We start from the raw sequence: 24485 nt of genomic DNA, 5'->3' as shown, positions 1-24485 counted from the left end.
ATTGAAGAAGTATAACTCTTTATCAGAGATACAAGCACTTATTGCGCAAAAAAAGCTTGATCTTTCTGACCTACTCGCTTATTACTTTACGCAAATAGAAAAACAACAACACCTCAATGCATTCAACGAGGTGTTTACTGTTTCTGCTAAAAAACAAGCAGTTTTGATTCAGCAGAAGTTAGCTGATGGAACTGCTGGTAAACTGGCAGGTATGGTGATTGGTATCAAGGATAATATTCTTTATAAAGATCATACCACTACTGCTTCTTCAAAAATGCTGGAAGGGTTTATCTCTCCCTATTCTTCTACTGTTGTAGAACGTTTAATCCTTGAAGACGCTATTATCATCGGGAGGTTAAACTGTGATGAATTTGCGATGGGTGGCTCCAATGAAACCTCCTTTTACGGCCCGGTAAGAAATGCTGCAGATACAGAAAGGGTAGCTGGGGGGTCATCAGGTGGATCGGCTGTTGCAGTACAGGCTGATTTATGCTTATCTGCTCTGGGTACTGATACGGGTGGTTCGGTAAGACAACCTGCCGCATTTTGTGGTTGTTTTGGATTAAAACCAACTTATGGCCGTATCTCAAGATATGGTGTCATTGCCTATGCTTCCTCTTTCGATCAGGTAGGTACAATTACTTCATCAGTCAGCGATGCTGCACTATTGCTGGAAGTACTGGCGGGTGCAGATGAAAATGACAGTACAGTATCCCGTTTGCCTGTTCCTGATTATCTGTCTTCCATAGATAGTACATCGCCCAAAAAAATTGCTGTACTAAAAGAGACACTGGAAAGCGAAGCGCTTGATCCCGAAATTAGACAGTCCATTCTGGAGGCTATTGAGCAGTTTAAAGAACAGGGACATACCATCGAATACGTTTCTTTTGATTTACTTGATTACCTGGTTCCTGCCTATTATGTATTAACTGCAGCAGAAGCCTCTTCTAATCTTTCCAGATATGATGGTGTACATTACGGACACCGGAACCTGCAGGCAGAGAACCTGAACAGTTTATATAAGAAATCCAGGGCTGAAGGTTTCGGAGACGAAGTCAAAAGACGGATTTTGCTGGGTACATTCGTACTGAGTGCAGGGTATTACGATGCTTATTACCAGAAGGCACAGCGGGTAAGACGTCTGATCAGAACTAAAATCGAATCATTACTTACAGATTTTGACCTGATACTAACACCTGTGTCGCCTACGCCTGCATTTAAAATCGGCGAGAATATGCAGGATCCACTGGTCATGTATATGGCTGATATCTTTACTGTCCTGGCTTCATTGACAGGTGTCCCTGCAATAGCTGTCCCTTTGGGCAATAATAAATCAGGTTTGCCGTTAAGTATGCAATTGATGGCCAGGCATTTCGAAGAAGAGACATTGCTTTCTTTCTCGGAAAGTTTTGCTAACTTGACCAAAACCTAAATCATAAACCAACCATTTTCATTGCATACTGCAAGAACAGCCTATGAAAAGAAATGTACTTATCCTCTCATTTTGTGTATTTACTCTCGCAGCTCTGACCAGTCGCGCACAGCAAAAAATTAACAAGCTGGATTCCATTTCTCCGATCAGCTTTCTTTCCACTACTTTTACCGGTGATACTACAGCAGTACCCCAGGTTATAGAAAACCCTTTGTTTTACAATTATAATTTTGCTTATAAAAAGCGTCTGGACTCTATTCAAAGAGATATTCCGCTCAATTATAATGAATCTGTACAGCGTTATATCGATGTTTACAGCAGTAGAAAAGATATGATGGGTAAAATGCTCGGCCTGTCTGAATATTACTTCCCGATTTTTGAAAATGCATTAAAAGCTTATAATGTTCCGATGGAACTCAAATTTCTGCCAATCATAGAGTCATCTATGAATTCGCATGCTATTTCAAGAGTAGGAGCGACAGGATTATGGCAGTTTATGTTTTCTACCGCTAAAGGTTACGGTCTGAATATGGATAATTTCGTAGATGAGCGGAAGGATCCGATCCAGGCAAGTTATGCGGCTGCGGCTTATTTTAAAGATGCTTATAAAGAGCTGGGTGACTGGCTGCTGGCAATTGCTGCCTATAATTGCGGAACAGGCAATGTAAACAGGGCTATTGCAAAAGCACATTCCCGGAATTTCTGGGCAATCAGACCATTTTTACCTCTGGAAACCAGAAATTATGTGCCTGCCTTTATTGCGGCAATTTACGTCATGAACTGCCCGGAGAAACATCAGATCAAGGCCCAGAAGTCATTATTCGCAATCAAAACAGATACTATTCAGGTGAGCCGGTTTGTATCCCTGACCGAACTGGCCGAAGCACTGGCGATGGAGGAAACCGATTTGTGTACACTGAATCCCTCTTATAAGAAGAAGATCGTGAATGGATCGGAAGATCAGCCAAAGAGAATTATTATTCCTAAAGTCAGCCTGGCAAACTTTGCCAATATTTATGAGGTGCTGAATAATCATACCGTCGAAACAAGTACCCGTGTTATCCTGGCCTCAAATGATGACAGAAGATTGCATAAAAAGCAAAGAGAGACTACCGAAGCGCGTCATGCTGTTAAATACCATAAGGTTACTGCCGGACAAAACCTCAACACGATTGCCGATGAATACAATGTAGAGGTTCAGGACCTGAAAGTTTGGAACAAGCTTAAAGGGAGTACTATAGTTCCCGGACAACGTCTGATTGTTTCTCAGAAATCAGGGTTAGGTAAATCGGCAGAAACTACTAAATCGACAAAGAAATATCTCTCTTATAAATCAAAAGCAAAGGCGGCTGAAAGGTTGTAAAACCTGGGCGTTCTTTTTGTTCATTTCTTTTATTACTATTCTTTTACTAAAATATTTATTCATATTCGTTTTGTGCATATCCGTTGAACAGCATTGTTTAGCTGTTGTTCAACGGATTGTAAACTGCCTGTATTTGTGATTTATATCTACGTTAAATTTATGTAGACCTTGTGTTTTTATTTTAAGGCGTATTAAAAGAATTGTAACTTTGAGTCTTTTATCCAAAACAAACGTATGAGCAAAATTAACAGGAAGCAAGATGCATTAGACTACCATTCACAAGGTAGGCCAGGAAAGATCGAAGTTATACCCACCAAACCAACCAATTCACAAAGAGATTTAGCGTTGGCTTATTCTCCGGGAGTAGCAGAACCTTGCTTAAAAATTGCAGATAATACTGAAGATGTATATAAATACACTGCTAAAGGGAATCTTGTAGCGGTGATTAGTAATGGAACAGCTGTGCTGGGCTTAGGTAATATTGGACCTGAAGCCTCGAAACCAGTGATGGAAGGTAAAGGACTGTTGTTTAAAATATTTGCCGATATCGATGTATTCGATTTGGAGCTGGATGCAACCGATGTAGATGAATTTGTCCGTATCGTTAAAGCACTGGAGCCTACTTTTGGAGGTGTTAACCTCGAAGATATCAAAGCACCCGAATGTTTTGAAATAGAGCGCAGGTTAAAAGAGGTCATGAATATACCTGTTATGCATGATGATCAGCATGGTACAGCAATTATATCGGCTGCAGCATTATTAAATGCCTGCGAACTGCAGAAAAAGAGAATAGATAAAGTTAAAATTGTAGTGAATGGTGCCGGTGCGGCAGCTATATCCTGCAGCAGGTTGTATATTTCATTAGGCGCAAAGAAAGAAAACCTGGTGATGTGTGACCGTTCAGGAGTTATCCGTGATACACGTGAAAACCTGGATCCTACAAAGGCAGAATTTGCGACTTCCAGAAACCTGAATACACTGGCAGAAGCGCTGAAAGATTCAGATGTATTTATTGGATTATCCTCAGCTGACTGTGTAACCGTGGACATGCTGAAGTCAATGGCCAGAAATCCTATTGTATTTGCCATGGCTAATCCTAATCCGGAAATTGCCTATGAACTGGCTATCAGTTCGCGTAAAGACCTGATTATGGCTACAGGACGTTCCGATTATCCTAATCAGGTGAACAACGTACTTGGGTTTCCTTATATATTCAGAGGAGCTTTAGACGTAAGAGCTACAGGGATCAATGAGCCGATGAAAATTGCAGCAGTAAAAGCGATTGCCGAATTAGCTAAAAAATCAGTTCCTGAAGCCGTTAACATGGCTTACAATGAAAGAAATATAAAATTTGGTAAGGAGTACATCATTCCCAAGCCAATGGATTCGCGTTTAATTACCAATGTATCCATCGCTGTAGCCAAAGCCGCTATAGATTCAGGCATTGCCCGTAAAGTCATTACCGACTGGGATGCTTACGCTGAAGAGCTGAAACAGAGATTGGGTGGTGATGACAAGATTATGCGTGCCATTACCAATAAGGCTAAATCTGATCCAAAAAGAGTTGTCTTTGCAGAAGCAGATAATTATAAAATCCTGAAAGCTGCACAGATCGTAAAGGATGAAAATATAGCTATTCCGATTTTACTGGGTAAAAAAGAGGTGATCCAGAAAATTATTGAAGAAACTGCGCTTGAGCTGGAAGGTGTACTGATTATAGACCCTTTGCTGGAGCCTGAAAGAATGGCGAAATATGCAAATTCTCTTTATCAGAAAAGACAGCGTAAAGGAATTACCCTTTTTGAAGCTGAGAAGCTGATGCGTGACCGGAACTATTTTGGTTCTTCCATGGTAGAATTTGGTGAAGCAGATGCGATGATTTCAGGTCTAACTAAAAATTATGCTTCAACTATCAAACCTGCCCTGCAGATTATCGGAACAGAACCCGGTGTTAACCGTGTTGCAGGTATGTATATGATGATGACTAAAAAGGGACCTGTATTTTTTGGGGATACCACTGTCAATGTTGATCCTACTGTCGATGAGCTGGTTGATCTGACACTATTATTAGAACGTGCAGTAGCTAAATTTAATATACAGCCAAGAATCGCTTTACTTTCTTATTCTAACTTTGGCTCTAATGACGGTGTTGTTCCTCAGAAGGTAAGACAGGCAGTGAAAATATTGCATGATAAACATCCTGAGATTCTGGTAGATGGAGAAATGCAGGCAAATTTCGCTATTAGCAATTCTTTATTAAAAGATAACTTTCCTTTTAGTAGATTAGCAGATAGCCCGGCAAATACACTGATATTTCCTAATCTGGAATCAGGAAATATTGCTTATAAGCTATTACAGGAATTGGGAGAGGCTGAAGCAGTTGGGCCAATTTTATTAGGATTGAAAAAACCGGTACATATTGTACAACTGGGTAGTTCGGTTCGTGAAATTGTGAATATGGTTACTATCGCTGTGCTGGATGTACAGGGAAAACAAGCAGGTGCAAAACCGAAGAGAACTGGATTATTAAAAAAAACGAGTAAAGAATAAGAAAATATGTACGATTATATTGATGGCAGACTGACTTTTAAATGTCCTGCTTATATTGTGGTAGAGGCAGGTGGTATTGGATATCACATCAATATATCATTAAATACCTATAGCAGTTTGGGTGATAACGAACGTTGTAAGATCTATGTGTGGCTTCATGTTAAAGAAGATGCGCACACTTTATACGGATTTCTGGATGAAGGAGAGCGACGTTTGTTTCTGCACCTGATCTCGGTGTCAGGTATCGGACCAAATACTGGTCGCATGATGCTTTCTTCTATTACTCCTTCCGAAATTCAAACTGCTATAGTTAATGGCGATTTACCTTTGATACAACGTATCAAAGGTATCGGTGTTAAATCGGCACAACGTCTAGTGCTTGAACTCCAGGATAAATTAAAAAAAGAAGGCACCGGGTCGTTAATCGCGGCTCCCTTAAATCATACTGTCCGCGAAGAGGCATTGTCCGCATTGGCGATGCTTGGATTTGCCAAGGCACCAGCCGAAAAAGCAATAGATAATGCAATTAAGAGTGGTGGTCAGGATTTAACGGTTGAACAGATGATTAAAATAGCTTTAAAGAACTTATAATAAAATAAACATTTAGCCTTTGAGAAACACTTTTACTTTAATCATATTATCGATTTTTTCCTTTTGGGGGCAGCAAGCTTTCTCTCAGGTTAATCAGGGGGATCCGGTTACGGATACCACCAGGAATACCTTTGGCCTGAAAGAAAAGCAGCGTCTGGGTATCCGGCAGCCGTTTAATTCATTTGCCCCGCTACCTGATAATATTAAAAGAGAGGTGACTTTTGATGCGGTAAATAAGCGTTATATTATCAGAGAAATAGTTGCTGGAAGATATTTTAATCCACCACAATATCTGACCATTGAAGAGTACCAGCGACTGGTCAATTCAGAGCTGAAAAGAGATAACTGGCGCGTCAGTTCGGACGCAGAAGCTAATGAATTCAGAAAAACAGGTATTATTCCAAGTCTGACTGTGAATAACCCTGCTTTTGATAAAATATTTGGTGGAAATCAGATTAACATCCAACCCAGAGGAGAGGCCGATCTGACTTTCCTGGGACGTATCAATAAGAATGAGAATCCGCTGTTTAATGAACAGCAAAGAGTGCAGAGCAATTTCGATTTCAATCAGCGGATCCAGATGGACCTGGTAGGAAATATCGGAACCAAGCTTAAGCTCAATATGAATTATAACACCGAGGCACAGTTTGATTTTGAGAATCAGATCAAACTGGACTATACTGGTAAGGAAGATGATATTATTAAAAAGATTGAAGCTGGTAACGTCAGCTTGCCTTTAAGTACCTCCCTGATTACAGGTACACAGGCACTTTTCGGGATTAAAACGCAGTTACAGTTCGGGAAACTGAATGTGACTACTGTGTTTTCCCAGCAGAAATCACAATCCAGGGAATTACAGATCAGCAATGGTGCACAACATAATGACTACAGGATCACAGGAGATAATTATGAGGCCAACAAGCACTATTTCCTGGCTAAATTTTTCAGAGATAATTATAACAAAAGCTTAGCTAATGCACCGAATCTGTTATCCGGAGTAAATATTACGAAAATAGAGGTCTGGATTACCAATAAGACAGGGAATACCCAGGATTCAAGAGATATCCTCGGTCTGATAGATTTGGGTGAGAATACGCCTTATAACAAAGGACAGATTATCGGCGGATCAGGTTTTGCCCAGATGCCATCTGGTTTTGCTATACCAGGAGTAAAACAATCCAATGATATCTTGTCTAAGCTGCCCCCTGGTGCCAGACAGACCAATTCTAATGATGTTATTTCTTATTTTCAGGCGAATGGCGGGACAGACAATTATGCAAAACTAACCTATGCCCGTAAACTGACAGACAGGGAATATACCTTCCATTCCCAATTGGGATATGTCTCCCTGAACAATGCACTGAATTCTGATGAGGTACTGGCCGTAGTTTTCCGTTATACTTATAACGGCGTCGAATACCAGGTCGGTGAGTTCTCAACCGATATTCCTTTTGATCCCAATTCACCTAAAGTTTTATATGCGAAATTGCTGAAAAACGAGACTATCAAAACCAATTTGCCAACCTGGAACCTGATGATGAAAAACATCTATTCCATAGGTGGGTATCAGATCAGCCCGCAGAATTTTAAACTGGATATTTTCCGTCTGGATAATGATAGCGGTATCGAAAAGCCAGTGATGACTGAGGGGGTTAAAACCCAGGATAAATTATGGATAAACCTGACCGGCCTGGACAGGTTAAATCAGCAGAATGACCGCAAGCCTGATGGGGTATTTGACTTTGAAGCAGAAGATAAGCCATTTACCAGTACAACAAGCGGTACAGTTCCGACTTCGGTAGGAAGTATTGGTAACAGCGGGAATATCGGCAATACCGGCAGCATCAATAATTCTGGTACAGGTATTTCTTTTGCGACCAATGCCAGTAAAGGCTATATTACCATAGACCCACTGAATGGAAGGATTATATTTCCGGTATTAGAACCGTTTGGCCGTGACCTGGCAGCACAATTTAACCCAGGGGAGCAGAACCTGATAGATAAATATACTTTTACTGCGCTGTATGACTCTACTAAAGTAGTAGCCCAGCAGCTTTTCCTTAAACAGAACAGGTACATCATTAAAGGGGTTTATCAATCACAGGTAGCCTCCGAATTCAGTCTGAACTCCATTAATGTTCCGCAAGGTTCTGTGAAAGTTTTTGCCGGGACAATTCCTTTACAGGAAGGGGTCGATTTTACGGTAGATTACCAGGGAGGAAGAGTACAGATTATTAATACTGCCGTTCTGCTTTCGGGACAGGCAATCCGGATTACGACCGAGAATAATGAGTTGTTTGGATTACAGCAGCGTTCCCTGTTCGGGACAAGACTCGATTATAAGGTGAACAATAAGCTGAACCTCGGAGCAACTTACATGAACCTTTCGGAAAAGCCACTTACTCAAAAAGTAAATATCGGAGAAGAGCCTATCAATAATACGATCTGGGGAATGGATCTGAACTATAGTTCTTCGTCCCGTTTCCTGACGAAACTCGTTGACCGCTTACCTTTTATTTCTACAAAAGCCCCATCTAAGTTCTCCTTCTCGGGAGAGTTTGCCCAGTTGATCCCCGGACATCCCAATGCGATCAATAGTGCCGGTGATAAAGGAGGGGTAAGTTATGTAGATGATTTTGAAGCTACCCGTTCGGTTATAGATTTAAAGAGTGCAATTGCCTGGCAGATTTCCGGTACACCACAACTCTTTCCTGAAGCAGGTCTGACCAACGACCTGGCTTATGGTTATAACCGCGCAAGGCTTGCCTTTTATAATATTGATCCTACATTCTATAATAAAACAGCTTCAAATATTCCGGCCAGTTTAAGGAATAATAAAAACGAGCTGTCCAATCATTATGTAAGGGAAATTATTGAGCAGGAAGTTTTTCCGTTTAAGGAAACTCCAACAGGACAGGCTGTTTCTCTGCCAACCCTGGATTTAGCTTTTTATCCGACCAAACGTGGCCCGTACAATTATTCAACTAACGGTTTTGGCAGTAATGGCGATCTGCTAAATCCAAAATCACGCTGGGGTGGGATATTCAGAAGGATTGACGCCAATGATTTTCAGGCTTTGAATATTGAGTATATTGAATTATGGGTGATGGATCCGAATATCTATAAACCTAATTCGGCTGGTGGAGATCTGTATTTTAATCTTGGAAATATCTCAGAAGATATTTTGAAAGACGGCAGAAAATCACTGGAAAATGGCTTACCTCCGGATGGGGATCCTACCAAATTTGATGAAACAGCCTGGGGAAGGGTGCCTAAATTGCAGCCCGTAGTTCAGGCATTCGATAATGATCCGAACTCCAGAAAAGCTCAGGATGTTGGTCTGGACGGATTAGGTGATAATGATGAGCAAACCAAATTTGCTCCGGTCCTCAGTCAGATTGTTCCACAATTAAGTCCGGCTGCAGCAAGCGAGTTGAAAGGTGACCCGAGTTCTGATGATTATGTTTATTTCAGAGGGCCTCAGCTGGATCAGGAAAATGCCGGTATTCTGAAACGTTACGAAAAATATAACGGTACAGAAGGAAACTCTAAAACTTCACAGCAATCTCAGCAGGAGCTGGGTATAGATAATTCGGCTTCAACTTCTCTGCCTGACGGCGAGGATGTGAACAGAGATAATAACATGACCCAGTCAGATGAATATTTCCAGTACAAGGTATCCATGCGTAAAGGAGATCTTCAAATCGGAAAAAATTATGTGACAGATGCAGTTACTTCCCAGGTGAAACTGGCAAACGGACAGACACAGCCAGTGACCTGGTACCAGATCCGTATCCCTCTGTCCGATTACCAGCAGAAGGTAGGAAACATACAGGATTTTAAATCTATCCGGTTTTTCAGGATGTTCCTGACCAATTTTGCAGATACTTCGATTTTAAGGTTTGCTAAAATTCAGTTGGTCAGAGGAGACTGGAGAAAATATAATGAAGATAATGTAGGTACCCAGATCATTACCGATCCCGCTTTAACTACTGTTGTTCCTGATAACTCAACTATTGAAGTGAGTACTATTAATATTGAGGAAAATGGAAAACGTTCACCTATTCCTTATGTTGTTCCACCAGGTATTCAGAGGGAGCTGGATTATAATAATTACCGTACCAACACCAGGTTAAATGAACAGTCACTTGCTTTCCTGGTTACAAGTCTGCGTGATGGTTATGGACGGGCTACATTTAAAACGGCATTGAACGATTTCAGATCATACAAGCGACTGGAGATGTTTGTCCATCTGGAAGCATTGGGTAATACCGTAGTTAACAATGGTGATCTGAGTGCATTTATCAGAATAGGATCAGATTATCAGGATAACTATTATGAGTATTCACAACCTTTGACCGTTACCCAGCCCAATACCTCCGACCCCTATGCGATCTGGCCTGATGCCAATAAATTTGATATCGCTTTATCACTTTTTCAGGATGCTAAACTGGCCAGAAATAAGGCAACAGGCGCAAATGGAGTGGCCTGGGATATTACCAAACCTTTTATTTACTCTGTAGCAGGAGGCAAAACCATTACTATAAAAGGACAACCAGATCTGGGCCAGGTTAAGGTCTATATGCTGGGGGTGAAAAATCCTTTAAAAGTAGTTTCTACTCCTGGTGGTGATGATGGTCTGGACAAAAGCGGTCAGATCTGGTTTGACGAACTGAGGTTAACAGAATTTGATGAACGTGGTGGCTGGGCTGCCGCCGCCAGAATGAATGCACAGCTGGCTGATTTTGCGGAAGTGAATGTATCCGGAAGTAAATCTACCATTGGTTTTGGTTCAATCGATAAACGCGTGAGTGAAAGAAACAGGTCGGATAATACCTTTTTTGATATCTCCTCAAATATGGAATTAGGTAAGTTTTTCCCGAAAAAATCGGGGTTAAAAATACCAATGTACATTAGTTATTCCCAGCAGATAATGACGCCTCAGTATGATCCCAGAATGCCGGATATAGAACTCAAGACTTCACTGAAAAATGCAACTTCAGCGGAGAAAAAGGTTATTCTGGATTATTCGCAGGATGTCACTACGCGGAACAGTATTAATTTTACCAATGTACATAAAGAGCGTACCGATCCGACTAAAAAACCTAAACTCTGGGATATAGAAAATTTCAGCGGGACTTATTCTTATACTAAATTCCTGCATCACGATTTTATCAATGAGAATTCAATACAGAAAACCTATCATGGTTCCCTGGCTTATAACTATTCAGGACAGTCAAAAAATTACAGACCTTTTGATAAGATCATTAAATCAAATCTGCTGACTTTATTAAAAGATATTAACATCAGCCCTTTACCTACATCCATTAATTTCAGAATTGATGTGGATCGTTTTTATTCGGAAAATAGTCTGAGAAATACTGATCCTGATAATACCATACCAATCAATACGACTTTCAATAAAAACTTCCTGATCACCCGGGTATATGCCATTTCATGGAACCTGACTAAATCCCTGACCCTGGATTTTGATGCAACTAATTATTCCATCATTGACGAACCGGACGGAAGACTAAATGGCTTGAAACGTGATACAGTATGGCAGAACCTGCTCAGACTGGGACGTACCACAGACTATACCCACAACATGAATATTACTTATGCTTTACCAATCAATAAAATTCCCGGATTGGACTGGATAAACGTAGCCACACGTTATGGAACAAACTTCAACTGGCAGACAGAGCCATTGGCGACCTTAAGAGATCCTACAATTAACCTCGGAAATACTATACAGAATTCAAGAACGATCCAGATTAATCCAACCTTTAATTTTACCAGTCTGTATAATAAATTCGGCCTGCTGAAAAGAGCAAACGGAGATAGCGGAGGACCGGGATTCCTGCTTGGTTTATTGACCAGTATTAAGAATATCAATGCGGCCTATACACAGACCAAAGGGATATTTTTACCAGGCTACCTGCCAACGACAGACTATTTTGGTATAGATAAGCTCTCGGGTGCACCAGGTCTTGGCTTCGTATTTGGTAGCCAGGCTGACATCAGACAGCGTGCAATCAACAGTGGCTGGATAACGAAAGATACCCTTCAAACCCAGTTGTATGTAAATACAATGAGACAGGACCTGAGTATTACCGGCGTACTGGAACCTTTCCGTGATTTCAGGATTACTCTGACTGCAAATAAGAACCAGACCATGAATTACTCTACCAATTTCAGGTTTGATACCAACACGCAGTCTTTCCGTAACCTGAGCCCTTATACAACCGGTGATTACAGCGTTTCATTTATTACCCTGGGGACTGCTTTCTCAGAAAGCCCGGGTAGTACGGTATCCAAACTCTTTAACCAGTTTATGGATAACAGGTCGATCATTTCCCAGCGTTTAGGAGCAAAAAACCCGAATTCACATGGTGTGGTTGATGGTTTTGCAGATGGCTATGATAAAAACTCCCAGGATGTAATTATAGCGGCTTTTATTGCTGCTTATACAGGTCAGGATGCCTCAAAAGTCAGTTTAAACTCTTTCCCTAAAATACCATTGCCTAACTGGCGGATTAATTATGGCGGTTTAACCAAAATAGACTTTATCGGAGATTATTTTAAATCAGTTGACCTGAGACATTCTTATCGTTCTATTTATAGTGTTAATGGTTTTAACTCTTTGCTTCAGTATCAGCAGACCGACGGTTATGTAAGCAGCAGAGATGTGAATCAGGATTTCCTTCCTTTTTATCAGTATTCACAGGTAACTATTGCAGAACAGTTTGCTCCGTTGATTGGAATTGATGCCCGTTTGAAAAATAACCTGACTGCGAATTTTGAAGTGGCCAGAACCCGTATGCTGGGCCTGAGTCTTGCCAACAGTCAGCTTGCGCAATTGTCAGAGAATAACCTGGTTTTCGGAATTGGTTACCGTACCACTAAATTCAGGTTCCCGTTCGGTTTATTTAAACAATTGAAGATGGATAACAATATGGACTTCAAACTGGACGTTTCTGTAAGAGATAATAAGACTGTAATTTACAGGGCAGATATATTGACCGCAGAAGTTTCTTCCGGAGCGAAGAACATTACGTACAGACCTAGTATAGATTATATCCTGAACCAGCGGTTTAATATCAAGTTGTTCTATGATTCGAATATTACCAAACCATATACTTCGCAATCATTCAATACTTCATTCAGTAACTTTGGGTTTAGCTTAAGAATTACATTGAATTAATACATAAACAATTTTAAACAGGCTTTCAGGCCTGTGAAATATAAAAATCTTAACATTGGGTATAAAGGAGATATTAATTACCTTTGGTCAATCAAATCGAATAAAAAATGAATTTTCCATCAGAACTAAAGTACACTAAAGACCACGAATGGGTTAGAGTTGAAGGTAATGAAGCCTTTATAGGTATCACTGCTTTTGCACAACGCGAATTAGGTGATATCGTTTATATCGATATCAATACCGTAGGTGAAGAAGTAAATAAAGATGATGTTTTCGGTAGTGTTGAAGCCGTTAAAACTGTGTCTGATTTATTTATGCCTGTTACTGCTACTGTATTAGAAATTAATGCTGCATTGAACGATAGCCCGGAATTAGTGAATTCTGATCCTTACGGAGAAGGCTGGATGGTAAAAGTAACCATTAAAGATGCTGCTCAGGTTGCTGAATTATTAGATGCTGCTGCATATCAGACTTTAGTTGGTGCGTAATTAAATGAATATATTCAAAGCATTATCATATCAGCGCTGGGCCCTTTTGTGGACCGTGTTTATTCTAATCCTTTGTACTATAAAAATGCCCGATTCCATTGGTGGATCGGGCTTTTTCTTTACCGGATTTGATAAGCTTGTACATCTGGGGTTTTTCTTCGTCTTAACTATTTTGCTGTTTTTTGGTAAAATACAGAGTCAGCATAATTACAGTTTCAGGTCATATACAATACTTAAGATCATTGTGCTTACTTTTATACTGGGCGCTTCAATTGAGCTGATCCAGAAGTATTTCTTTAGTTACAGATCAGCAGAATGGTGGGATCTGGGATGCGACATGATTGGCGTATTTATGGGCGTATTCGGATACGTATTTCTGCATAAATCAAACTACAATGAGAAGAAAAATTAGTTTATTACTTTTATTGGCTGCGGTAGGATTGAACGGATGCAGCATTTTCAGACCCGGATGTCATTGTCCGAAGGTAGTCCACACTGCTGGTCCTCAGGCTAAAACGGGCAGGAATAGTTAATCATCTATTCTGCCCTGTGTTAAAACAATTGAGCAGCCTTTCAGGTGCTTAATTTGATGTATTTAAAATGTTACCCTTCTTTTAACACTCCTCGCCAAACTATTTTCCCCGAATTGAGTCTCATTAGGAGTTAATTGAAAAATATCAAGCTCCCTAAATGATGAATTTTACAAAAAATCTCCTGCTGACTGCCTTTATCCTCCTCAGCTTTTCTGCCTATTCGCAACAAAAAAATGGCTCCGTAACGGGTAAAGTCATTAATGCGAAAGACAAATCACCGATAGACTATGCCTCTGTTGCAGTTAAGAGTCTGAGGGACTCCAGTGTAGCTGGAACCATTAATACAGACCCTGATGGTAGTTTTGCGATCAAAGGACTCTCTCCCGGACCTTACAGGTTAACCGTGGCCTATCTTGGTTTAAAAAGTGTGAATAAGGTATTTACAGTAACTGCTGCTGTACCTGCCGTTAACCTCGGGACTTTCGGAATGGATGACAATGGATTAAACCTGAACACGGTAGTTATTAAAGGAGTAGTTACTCCTGTAGTGGTGAAAACAGATACTGTTGAATACAGTGCCGGGGCCTATAAAGTAAGAGAAAACGCAGTTGTGGAAGATGTCCTGAAAAAGTTACCCGGCGTGGATGTGGCTAAAGATGGATCCATCAAAGCCCAGGGCGAAACAGTTACCCGTGTACGTGTGGATGGTAAAGACTTCTTTGGTAATGACCCTTTACTGGCGACCAAAAATTTACCAGCCGATATGATTGATAAGATCCAGGTTATAGACCTGCTTTCCGATCAGTCACAGTTTACTGGCGTCGATGATGGGAACAGAGAGAAAATTATTAATATCACGACTAAAAAAGATAAGAAGAACGGATATTTTGGTAATTCAAGTGCTGGTTATGGTACAGATGGCCGTTATGATGTGAACCTGAATGCCAATAAGTTTGATAAGGAACAGCAGTTTTCCTTAATAGGTCAGTTTAACAATGTAAATAAACAGAATTTCGGCGGTGGCGGTGGATTGGGAACCGGCGGCGGTGGCGGTGGTGGCGGTCGTTTTAGTATTGCTTCCGGAGCCCCTCCTCAGGGAATCACAAACACGAATGCAGCCGGACTTAACTTTGCTGACGTTTATACAGACCAGACAAAAATCACTGCCAGTTATTTTTTCAATAAAACATCTTTATTTAATGATCAGAACAGTACCGTGCAGAATTTATTAGGAAATGGTACAACTACATTTAATCAGGACCTGACCAGTACTACGAATGCGACGAATCACCGTTTTAATTTTTTAGTGGATACGAAAATTGACTCCTCAATGTCTATCCGCGTTCAGCCCAATATTACCTATACAGAGACGGGACTGGGACAGAATACCAGTTATGTGAACAATTACAGTGATTATACAACTGTAGGTACACAGGGGCTCAATACAAGTTCTAAGACACCAACCATTACCAATAATATCCTGCTCAGGAAAAAATTCGCAAAGAAGGGGCGTACCATATCCCTGAATATCAATACGACTATCAATGATAATGATGCTAAGAATTATAATGATATCGTAAACAATACTACCGGAGCTGATCCTGTAAAGAGCGCACTCATTAACCAGCTGAATAACCAGAGTTCAGATGCAATCAGTAATACTTCGAGACTGGTTTATACAGAGCCGCTTTCTAAAACCCTGAACCTGGAACTGAATTATCAGAATATGTATAATTTCAGTAATAGCGAGCGGTATACGTATAATTTTAATCCCGTTACTTCTCAGTACGACCTGCCGGATCTAACCTATACGAATAGTTATGAGAACAAAACATTGACTAATGCTGTGGGTACAAGTCTAAGCAAAGTGGCGAAAATGTATACCTGGAATATCGGGGTTGCAGTACAAAATACCGAAAGGAGAAATGAAAACCTGACCACCGGTAATATACTGAACCAGAGTTTTTATAATTTCATCCCATCGGGTCAGTTCCGTTATAATTTCAGCAAAGGTAAAAGATTGGTGATCAGATATCGCGGAAGTACACAACAACCTTCCATTGCGCAGATCCAGCCAATTCCGGATAACTCAAATACACAAAGTATTCCGATTGGTAATCCTAACCTGAAACCTTCTTTTACCAATAATCTTACCGTTGTATATAACAATTTTGACTTTGCGAAGTCACGTTCCCTGTTCATTTTTGCAAACGTAACCCAGACATTTAATTCTTTTGGGAATAACAGCATGCTGATCAATACACCTACTGATCCGAACTTCGGAAAAATTGCAGTGATACCTGTCAATGTCGGAGGTGTATATGCAGGAACTTTCGGGTCCTCTTTGGGTTTCCCGGTAGTTAAGGATAATAAACTGACCCTGAATATTGACCTTGGAGGTACATACGCAAGAGGGGTGAACTTTACGAACTCTATTCAGAATATCACAAATAATCTGTCTGTGACGAATAAATACAGACTGGTTTCTTCCCTGGATAAACTGGATATGGTGGCAAGTGTGGCAGGATCAATTAACAGGGCAACTTATTCTGCGCAGGCAGGGTCCAACACTACTTACTACACGCTGAATCCGGCGATTGATATCAGTTATATGTTCCCTGGATCAATACGTCTGGCTACTACAGTAGATTATTATCAGAATACAGGCAGAGGGGCTGGTTATGATAATAGTTATACATTGGTAACAGGTTATATCAGCAGACAATTCTTTAAAAACAGAGGAACTTTCAAAGTAGCTGTCAATGATGCACTGGACCAGAATCAGGGAATTTCAAGAACTGCTACCAATAATACAATCACAGATTTAAGATATAATGTGTTGAAAAGATATTATATGTTTTCGTTTACTTATTCGCTCAACAGAATGGGTGGTAAGAACATACAGGGAGATATGCCTGGCCAGGGTGGTGGAAGAGGTGATCGTGGTGGTTTTGGCGGCGGTGGCGGTGGTGGCGGCGGCGGTCGTAACCGGGGAGATATGTAGAATTTAAACAAGAAAAGCCAGATTCAATTGAATCTGGCTTTTCTTGTTTAAGAACAACCTGGTTTTTGATGGATAAGTCCTTGTTTATTTGGATTTATTATTGATAAAGGGTACCTTGCGGACTAATTAAAGATATGAACCTTTCGCAGTTAAATCCAGGAGAACGTGGCACTATTGTAGCTTTTACAGATTTAGAAATGTCAGTGAAATTAATAGAGATGGGCTGCTTGCCTGGTGAAGTTGTGGAGGTCGAACGTTTTGCTCCGCTGGGTGATCCAATGGCTATCCGCGTTGCGGGATATCAACTTTGTTTACGTAAAAACGAAGCTTCTGTGATTATAATCTCTTAGATACATTTTGGCTGCTACTACTTTAAAAATTGCACTGGTTGGGAATCCGAATACGGGAAAATCAACTTTGTTTAACCTGCTTACCGGGTTAAACCAGAAAATCGGGAACTTTCCGGGAATTACTGTTGATAAGAAAACAGGTTATTGTAAACTCTCTGCGGACAGACAGGCTGAAGTAGTCGATCTGCCAGGTACCTATAGTTTATATCCGAAGAGTAAAGACGAGAGTATCGTTTTCCAGGTTCTGGCAGATCAGCAAAACCGGAGCCATCCGGATCTGGTAGTACTGGTGGCTGATGCGACTAACCTGCGCAGGAATTTATTGTTGTATTCTCAGGTAGCTGATCTGCAGATTCCGGTAATACTTGCCCTGAATATGACAGATATGGCTAAAAAGGAAGGGATCGATATTAATATTGATGAACTTTCTTCACGTCTGGGTGTACAGGTTGTGGCTATTTCTGCAAGAAGTAAAACAGGCCTCGAAGAACTGAAAAAAGCAATTGCCAATGCGACTACTATTCCTACCCAGGTGGAGGGAGCAGATGTTAATGTACTGGCAAAAGATGCCATAGAAGAAGCAAAGACTTTTCTGGGTACCAGCAATGATTATTTTGCTTTACAGTTACTTCATCAGCATGAACACCTTGATATTTATACTTCAGCACAGCATACACAATTAGAACAGATTAAAAAGGCACACCATTTTGAGTCTTCAAAATTACAGGCAGCCGAGACAATCGCGCGTTACAGATATTTAAGCACTGTCTTAAGCGGTGTGATCAAAGATACAGGTGCTATAAAGAAATTTGCATTCAGTGATAAAATAGACTCTGTATTAACAAATCGTTTCTGGGGATTTTTTATCTTCATTTTTATCCTGTTATTTATTTTTAATGCCATTTTTTCGCTGGCCGCCTATCCAATGGGACTCATCGAAGAGGGATTTGCCTGGTTTACGAAATTCGGACATGAACATCTTCCCGATGGAATATTAACTAATCTTTTTCTGGATGGTATTGTTGCCGGAATAGGTGGGATTAGTGTGTTTGTTCCTCAGATTGCAATTTTATTTGCACTGATTTCAATTCTGGAAGATACCGGTTATATGGCCAGGGTAACCTTTATGATGGACAAAATCATGAGGAAATTCGGGATGAGTGGTAAATCTGTGGTCCCGATGATCGGTAGTTTTGCCTGTGCAGTACCCTCTATTATGAGCGCCAGGAATATTGAAAACTGGAAGGACAGGATTATTACGATTATGGTTTCACCATTGGTCAGCTGTTCTGCAAGGCTTCCTGTTTATACTTTACTGATCTCTCTGATCATTCCGGATACGAAACTGTTCGGTATCATCAATATGCAGGCATTAGCCCTGATGGGGATGTATCTGATCAGTATTTTCGCTGCGGTTATCGTTGCTTTTGTCATGAAATTCCTGATCAAGGCTACAGAGAAATCATATTTTATTATGGAGTTACCAGTTTACAGGATGCCAAGATGGAACAATGTCCTGTTTACCATGTATGAGAAATCCAAGACATTCGTATTTGAAGCAGGTAAGGTGATCATTGCTATTTCCATTGTATTGTGGGTAATGGCTACTTATGGCCCTCCCAAAAGCTTTGACCAGATAGAGAAAAAATATGCAGCGATTGAGCTGAAGAAAGACAGTTTACAGATCAGTACACTGGAAAGAGATAAAGCTGCAGAAAAACTGGAAAGTTCTTATGCAGGTATTCTGGGCCGGACTATAGAACCTGTCATCAAGCCCCTGGGTTTTGACTGGAAGATAGGTATTTCACTGATTACATCATTTGCAGCAAGAGAGGCGTTTGTAGGAACGATGGCTACCATTTACAGTGTAGACAACGGAGAGGGACAGACAGGAACGATAAGAGATAAAATGAGAGAAGCCAGAAATCCTGAAACCGGATTGCCGGTATTTACCTTTGCTACTGGTTTTGCGCTGATGCTGTTTTACGCTTTCGCAATGCAGTGTATGAGTACGGTAGCGGTTGTATACAGAGAGACCAAATCATGGAAATGGCCGGTTATACAAATCGTGTACATGACAGGAATGGCCTATGTAGCCAGCTTAATAGCCTTCCAACTTTTAAAGTAAATTCTTTATCTTAGTACTGTGGAAAAAATCAATGTTTTAGCACAGTATATGCCCCCCGAGGCAGCTCCGGTAATAGCTAAATGGATTGATTATTTTCAGTGCGAATTTAAGATATCCAAAAGCAGGGCCACTAAACTGGGGGACTACAGACACCCTTTTAAACAATTGGGACATAAGATATCAGTGAACAACAATCTGAACCGCTATGCTTTTCTGGTGACTACAGTTCATGAATTTGCACATTTGCTCACCTGGAATGATCATAAAAATAAGGTCAAACCCCATGGTGGAGAATGGAAGCATAATTTTAAAAGAATGATGACCCCTTTTCTGGATCAGCAGATTTTTCCGGAAGATCTCCACATCGCTATCAGCACTTATCTGAGTAATCCGTCGGCTTCGAGTTGTACCGATTTAAAGCTCTCCAGGGCGCTCAAAAAATATGATGTTGTCAGAGATCATACCCGCCTGGAAGAGTTGCCCCAGCATACTGTATTTACTATTAAGGATGGACGCAGATTCAAAAAGGGAGAGCAGCTCAGGAAAAGGTTCCGGTGTGAATGTCTGGATAACGGTAATATCTATTTGTTTAGCCCGCTGGCCGAAGTGGTTGCAGCTGCAACAGGAACATAAACAGCGTTGTGATCCTCGATAACCCATTTCAGTTTTAACCAGCGATCTTTAAAGAGTCCCGGGAAATTTAACAGGCTGTCTACGTAAGTATCTTTATTTTTTACCAGGATACTTGCCTTATAGTTTGACTGTCTTTTACTCTTGAGCGTAATATAAAGTGCATCAGGATACGTAGTGATATTATCGAATACCATTTCAAACTTATCAGTACCATTGATTGCATCATTGATACCTTTCACATCCGAAACATAATTATCATCCGGATATTTACTGTCAGCAGGTTGTACAGGCAGATAGGGAAGTGTGCGGAGTGCTTCTTCTGAACTTGCTGTGCGGTTATCTATTTTAAAGGTAACGTTATTGCGCAGGTAAATGCGACGGTCCCTGTAAACACCTCCCTCCTCATTCATGAGTTTATTCCGTTCCTTCACCAGGATCAGACTGTCATTTTTAAAATAGTAGCTTTTTACTGTATTACTGATAGTCCCGTTAGTGGTATAGGTTTTATATAACATACCATTATCATGGGCACTGTATTTTTCTGCGTACACCGAGAAATCGCCTGATTCATAAATCAGACTGTACTGCTTTCTGTAATCTTTAAGATTCCTGTCAATCGCTGCAGAAAAATTTAAGATGGATTTATCGGTTATTCCGGTCATACCTTCTTCGGGCAAAGCAGCTTGCGGATGGGTAGACTTAAAATAATTACAACCAGGAAGCGTAAAGAGCAGTAATCCTAAACTTAGTAAATAAATGGTTCTCATGTCGCGCTTCTGTAAATAATGGCAATGCTGTCCAGGACAGGCCATTATCGTGCCAACGCATCAATAGGCCAGTATTTTTTGTACAGTTTTATGCAAACGGCTCTTGGCGAGGAACTGATCTTCCAGTATTTTACTCATCGGAATGGCCGTATCTATACTTGCACAGCGCATGACGGGGGCATCAAGATAGGTGAAGCAGTGTTCGGCAATCCATGCTGCGATCTCTGCTCCGAAACCACAACTCAGGGTATCTTCATGAAGTATAATCACTCTGCCGGTTGATTTTACGGCTTCCGAAACGGTTTCTTTGTCCCAGGGTTGTAAACTGCACAGATCTACCAGTGAAATAGCTAATTCCGGGTGGGCCTCCAGGTAGGACAAAGCCCAGTGTACCCCAAGACCATAGGTGATTATTGTCAACTGGTTGCCCTGTTTTAACAGGTTTGCCTTTCCGATTGCGACCGTGTAATAACCAGCAGGAACTTCACCACTTAAACTTCTGTATAAATATTTATGTTCAAAATAGAGCACAGGGTTAGGATCTTCAATCGCGGCAATTAATAAACCCTTAGCATCATATGGGAAAGCAGGGTACACTATTTTGAGTCCGGGAGTTTTGGTAAACCAGGCTTCATTACTCTGAGAATGAAAAGGCCCTGCCCCAGTACCGGCTCCTGTTGGCATACGAATTACTACATCCGCTTTTTCTCCCCAGCGATAATGTGTTTTGGCCAGGTTATTTATAATCTGGTTAAAACCACAGGTGACAAAATCAGCAAACTGCATTTCTACGACAGCTTTATATCCATTGATAGAAAGGCCAAGTCCCGCACCTACAATTGCAGATTCACAGATGGGGGTATTTCGCACTCTGGCTTTACCAAATTCTTCTACAAAACCAGCAGTTATTTTAAAGGCACCTCCGTATTCGGCAATATCCTGACCCATAATAACCAGGTTGTGATGTTGCTGCATTCCGATTCTCAATCCGTCACTGATGGCATCAATATACCGCATTTCTGTAGCTGATTCAGTAGGGAGAGTAACTTCCTGTATATAGGGGTAATACATATCCGCGAGTTCCGTTTCTATCGAAGGGACAGGATCCGCATCTTTAAAAGCAAGCTCAATCTCCCGGTCTATTTCAGCTTTAAATTCAGCTTTGATCTCCTGTAACAATTCATCGGTCAGTACGCGCTGATGAAAAAGGTAATCTTCAAATGTTTTAACAGGGTCTTTAGTGCCCCATTCTTCAAACAGCTGAGCAGGTATATATTTTGTGCCCGAAGCTTCCTCGTGGCCGCGCATTCTGAAAGTTAAACATTCAAGCAGAACAGGTCTGGGATTTAAGCGGATGCTCTCTGTGATTTCGGTAATCGTATCGAAAACTTCGAGGATATTGTTTCCGTCTATCTGAATCCCCTCAATGCCATAACCAATTGCCCGGTCAACCAGGTGTTCACAATTAAATTGTTCATTGATAGGGGTAGAGAGACCGTAGCCATTATTTTCAATCAGAAAGATGACTGGTAAATTCCAGACTGAAGCTACATTGATGGCTTCATGAAAGTCGCCTTCACTGGTAGCGCCTTCCCCTGTAAAAACCAGGGTAGCCTTATTTTGACCCGCAATCAGATCCGCCATGGCAATTCCGTCAGCCAGGGCCATTTGCGGACCCAGGTGAGAGATCATACCAATGATTTTGTAATCCTGCGTGCCGAAATGAAAAGACCTGTCCCTGCCTTTGGTAAAGCCGGTTACCTTTCCCTGCCACTGCGCCATTAAGTTACGCAGGGGAATATCCCTGGAGGTAAAGACCCCCAGGTTCCTGTGCATGGGAAGAATATATTCTTCTGCATTCATGGCCAGGGTTGAACCTACAGCAATAGCTTCCTGTCCGATTCCTGAAAACCATTTCCCTATATGACCCTGTCTGAGCAGGATCAGCATTTTTTCTTCGACCATTCTGGGATAAAGGAGACACTTATACAGCGACAATAATGTTTTATCGTCTTTTTCTTTCCGGTCGAAATGCATATAGGTTAGGTTTGTGGTTTAGTTTTATTTTGTTCCTCCCACTGTTTAGCGAAGGATTTAGGTGCTACTTCCGGCATTTCACGATACTTTCCCCACATCTTTTTAAAGAAAAATTTAAGAAAGAAGTTCTTGATTTTTCCTCCGAACATATCCATTCTGGATCTTTTCGCCATTCCGGCATTCCATACTTTCCAGCCAATTTCTTCAGTTTTAGAATTTTCATGCTGGTCTGCAGCATCTCTTCTGTTCAGGAGCAGCATTTTATGAATGTCAATTTTTACCGGGCAGACTTCAGAACATTTCCCGCAAAGACTTGAGGCATAACTCAGGTGTTTGAAATCTTTCATCCCCTGTAGATGCGGAGTAATGATAGAGCCGATCGGGCCACTATAAGTTGTATTGTAGGTATGTCCCCCAATGTTTTTATAAACCGGACAGGCATTCAGACAGGCTCCGCAACGGATGCAATACAAGCCCTGACGCTGATCTTTCTGCGCGAGCAGATTGGTACGTCCGTTATCCAACAGGATCACATACATTTCTTCCGGTCCGTCAGTTTCACCAGGCTGTCTCGGGCCACTCAGAATAGTATTATATACAGTCAGGTTCTGACCCGTTCCATGGCTGGATAACAGCGGCCAGAAAAGGTCAAGATCTGCCATCGAGGGGATTATCTTTTCAATGCCGACAATGGCAATATGTATTCTTGGAAAGGTTGTGCTCAGCCTGGCATTACCTTCATTTTCCGTTAATGCAATGCTGCCCGTATCAGCGATCAGGAAATTACCACCAGTTATACCGATATCAGCGGTCAGATATTTTTCACGCAGTAATTCCCGGGCTTTCTGTGTAAGCTGTTCGGGTGTGAAATCTATAGGTGTACCAAATTTCTCGTGGAATAATTTAGCGATATCTTCTTTGGTCAGGTGCATTGCCGGTGTGACAATGTGATAGGGTTTCTGTCCCAGTAACTGAACAATAAATTCGCCCAGATCACTTTCTACAGAGGTTATCCCATTTTTCTCCAGAAAGTCATTTAAATGAATTTCTTCAGTAGTCATGGATTTCGATTTGATAACCGATTTGCCACCGTTCCTGTTGATTATATTTAAGATCTCTTTTTGTGCTTCTTCTGTATCATTTGCCCAGATTACTTTTCCACCCCGACGCTGGAAATTCGATTCAAATTCAGGTAAGAATTTGTCGAGATTTTCCATTACCCGCCATTTGATTACATGGGCCTTCTTTTTTGAGTTTTCTAAATTCTCAAATCTCGTTAAACCCTTTGCAACCGCATCATTGTATTTACCAATGTTGTGGTTGATCGTGTTACGATGATCCAGATCAAATGCCTTCTCATCTGCCTTTTCCAAAAACTCTTCAGCAATCTTCGTCATTTTCA

At 41.0% G+C, this 24485-nt stretch carries 15 protein-coding genes; 12 read left to right on the top strand and 3 right to left on the bottom strand.

Features of this window, described 5'->3' with window-relative positions; all coding sequences use genetic code 11:
* Nucleotide 1 precedes the first annotated feature (1 nt).
* The 12 genes from gatA (at nt 2) to HDF25_RS17920 (ending at nt 20279) form a co-directional block, all read left to right on the top strand.
* Nucleotides 2–1432, top strand: a complete 1431-nt coding sequence (gene gatA, locus HDF25_RS17975) for an Asp-tRNA(Asn)/Glu-tRNA(Gln) amidotransferase subunit GatA (RefSeq protein ID WP_184627269.1) — start codon at nt 2–4, stop codon at nt 1430–1432.
* 43 nt (nt 1433–1475) lie between these two features.
* Entirely contained in the window at nt 1476–2795 is a 1320-nt protein-coding gene (locus HDF25_RS17970; protein ID WP_184627267.1) for a lytic transglycosylase domain-containing protein, read from the top strand.
* A gap of 234 nt (nt 2796–3029) precedes the next feature.
* Nucleotides 3030–5345 (top strand): NADP-dependent malic enzyme, encoded by a 2316-nt coding sequence (locus HDF25_RS17965; protein WP_184627265.1) that lies wholly within the window; start codon nt 3030–3032, stop codon nt 5343–5345.
* Between the two features lie 6 nt (nt 5346–5351).
* A complete protein-coding gene (gene ruvA / locus HDF25_RS17960; protein WP_184627263.1) occupies nt 5352–5936 on the top strand; it encodes a Holliday junction branch migration protein RuvA in 585 nt (194 codons plus the stop codon).
* Between the two features lie 19 nt (nt 5937–5955).
* Complete coding sequence (sprA, locus tag HDF25_RS17955; RefSeq protein ID WP_184627261.1) at nt 5956–13143, top strand: cell surface protein SprA; 7188 nt, start codon at nt 5956–5958, stop codon at nt 13141–13143.
* A 107-nt stretch (nt 13144–13250) separates the two neighbouring features.
* Nucleotides 13251–13631 (top strand): glycine cleavage system protein GcvH, encoded by a 381-nt coding sequence (gene gcvH, locus HDF25_RS17950; protein WP_184627259.1) that lies wholly within the window; start codon nt 13251–13253, stop codon nt 13629–13631.
* A gap of 85 nt (nt 13632–13716) precedes the next feature.
* Nucleotides 13717–14043 carry a VanZ family protein gene (locus HDF25_RS17945; protein WP_260409402.1) on the top strand — a complete coding sequence of 109 codons (327 nt, stop codon included), beginning with the start codon at nt 13717–13719 and terminating at the stop codon, nt 14041–14043.
* Complete coding sequence (locus HDF25_RS17940; protein ID WP_184627255.1) at nt 14027–14164, top strand: hypothetical protein; 138 nt, start codon at nt 14027–14029, stop codon at nt 14162–14164. Before HDF25_RS17945 ends, HDF25_RS17940 begins: the two co-directional genes overlap by 17 nt.
* A gap of 157 nt (nt 14165–14321) precedes the next feature.
* The gene (locus HDF25_RS17935) at nt 14322–17168 is read left to right on the top strand and encodes an outer membrane beta-barrel protein (protein ID WP_184627253.1); all 2847 of its coding nucleotides are present in this window, start codon (nt 14322–14324) and stop codon (nt 17166–17168) included.
* 134 nt (nt 17169–17302) lie between these two features.
* A complete protein-coding gene (locus HDF25_RS17930) occupies nt 17303–17518 on the top strand; it encodes a ferrous iron transport protein A (protein WP_184627251.1) in 216 nt (71 codons plus the stop codon).
* Nucleotides 17519–17525: 7 nt separating this feature from the next.
* Nucleotides 17526–19646 (top strand): ferrous iron transport protein B, encoded by a 2121-nt coding sequence (feoB, locus tag HDF25_RS17925; RefSeq protein ID WP_184627249.1) that lies wholly within the window; start codon nt 17526–17528, stop codon nt 19644–19646.
* Between the two features lie 18 nt (nt 19647–19664).
* Nucleotides 19665–20279 carry a SprT-like domain-containing protein gene (locus tag HDF25_RS17920; RefSeq protein WP_317618214.1) on the top strand — a complete coding sequence of 205 codons (615 nt, stop codon included), beginning with the start codon at nt 19665–19667 and terminating at the stop codon, nt 20277–20279.
* On the opposite strand, the gene HDF25_RS17915 is transcribed toward HDF25_RS17920, so the two are convergent.
* From HDF25_RS17915 to HDF25_RS17905, 3 genes are read right to left on the bottom strand one after another with little or no spacing between them, the layout of a single operon-like run.
* Nucleotides 20228–21046, bottom strand: coding sequence for a hypothetical protein (locus HDF25_RS17915; RefSeq protein ID WP_184627247.1), 819 nt, complete (start codon nt 21044–21046; stop codon nt 20228–20230). The two genes, HDF25_RS17920 and HDF25_RS17915, sit on opposite strands and share 52 nt — an antisense overlap.
* 60 nt (nt 21047–21106) lie before the next feature.
* The gene (locus tag HDF25_RS17910; protein ID WP_184627245.1) at nt 21107–23083 is read right to left on the bottom strand and encodes a thiamine pyrophosphate-dependent enzyme; all 1977 of its coding nucleotides are present in this window, start codon (nt 23081–23083) and stop codon (nt 21107–21109) included.
* Nucleotides 23084–23088: 5 nt separating this feature from the next.
* Nucleotides 23089–24480: a LutB/LldF family L-lactate oxidation iron-sulfur protein gene (locus HDF25_RS17905; protein ID WP_184627243.1), complete on the bottom strand. Its 1392-nt coding sequence runs from the start codon at nt 24478–24480 to the stop codon at nt 23089–23091.
* Nucleotides 24481–24485: the final 5 nt, after the last annotated feature.

It is taken from the genome of Pedobacter cryoconitis (genome assembly GCF_014207135.1).
GTDB lineage: Bacteria > Bacteroidota > Bacteroidia > Sphingobacteriales > Sphingobacteriaceae > Pedobacter > Pedobacter cryoconitis_D.
The sequence above is the reverse complement of the archived record's forward strand: the minus strand, read 5'-3'. Positions and strand labels throughout refer to the sequence as shown.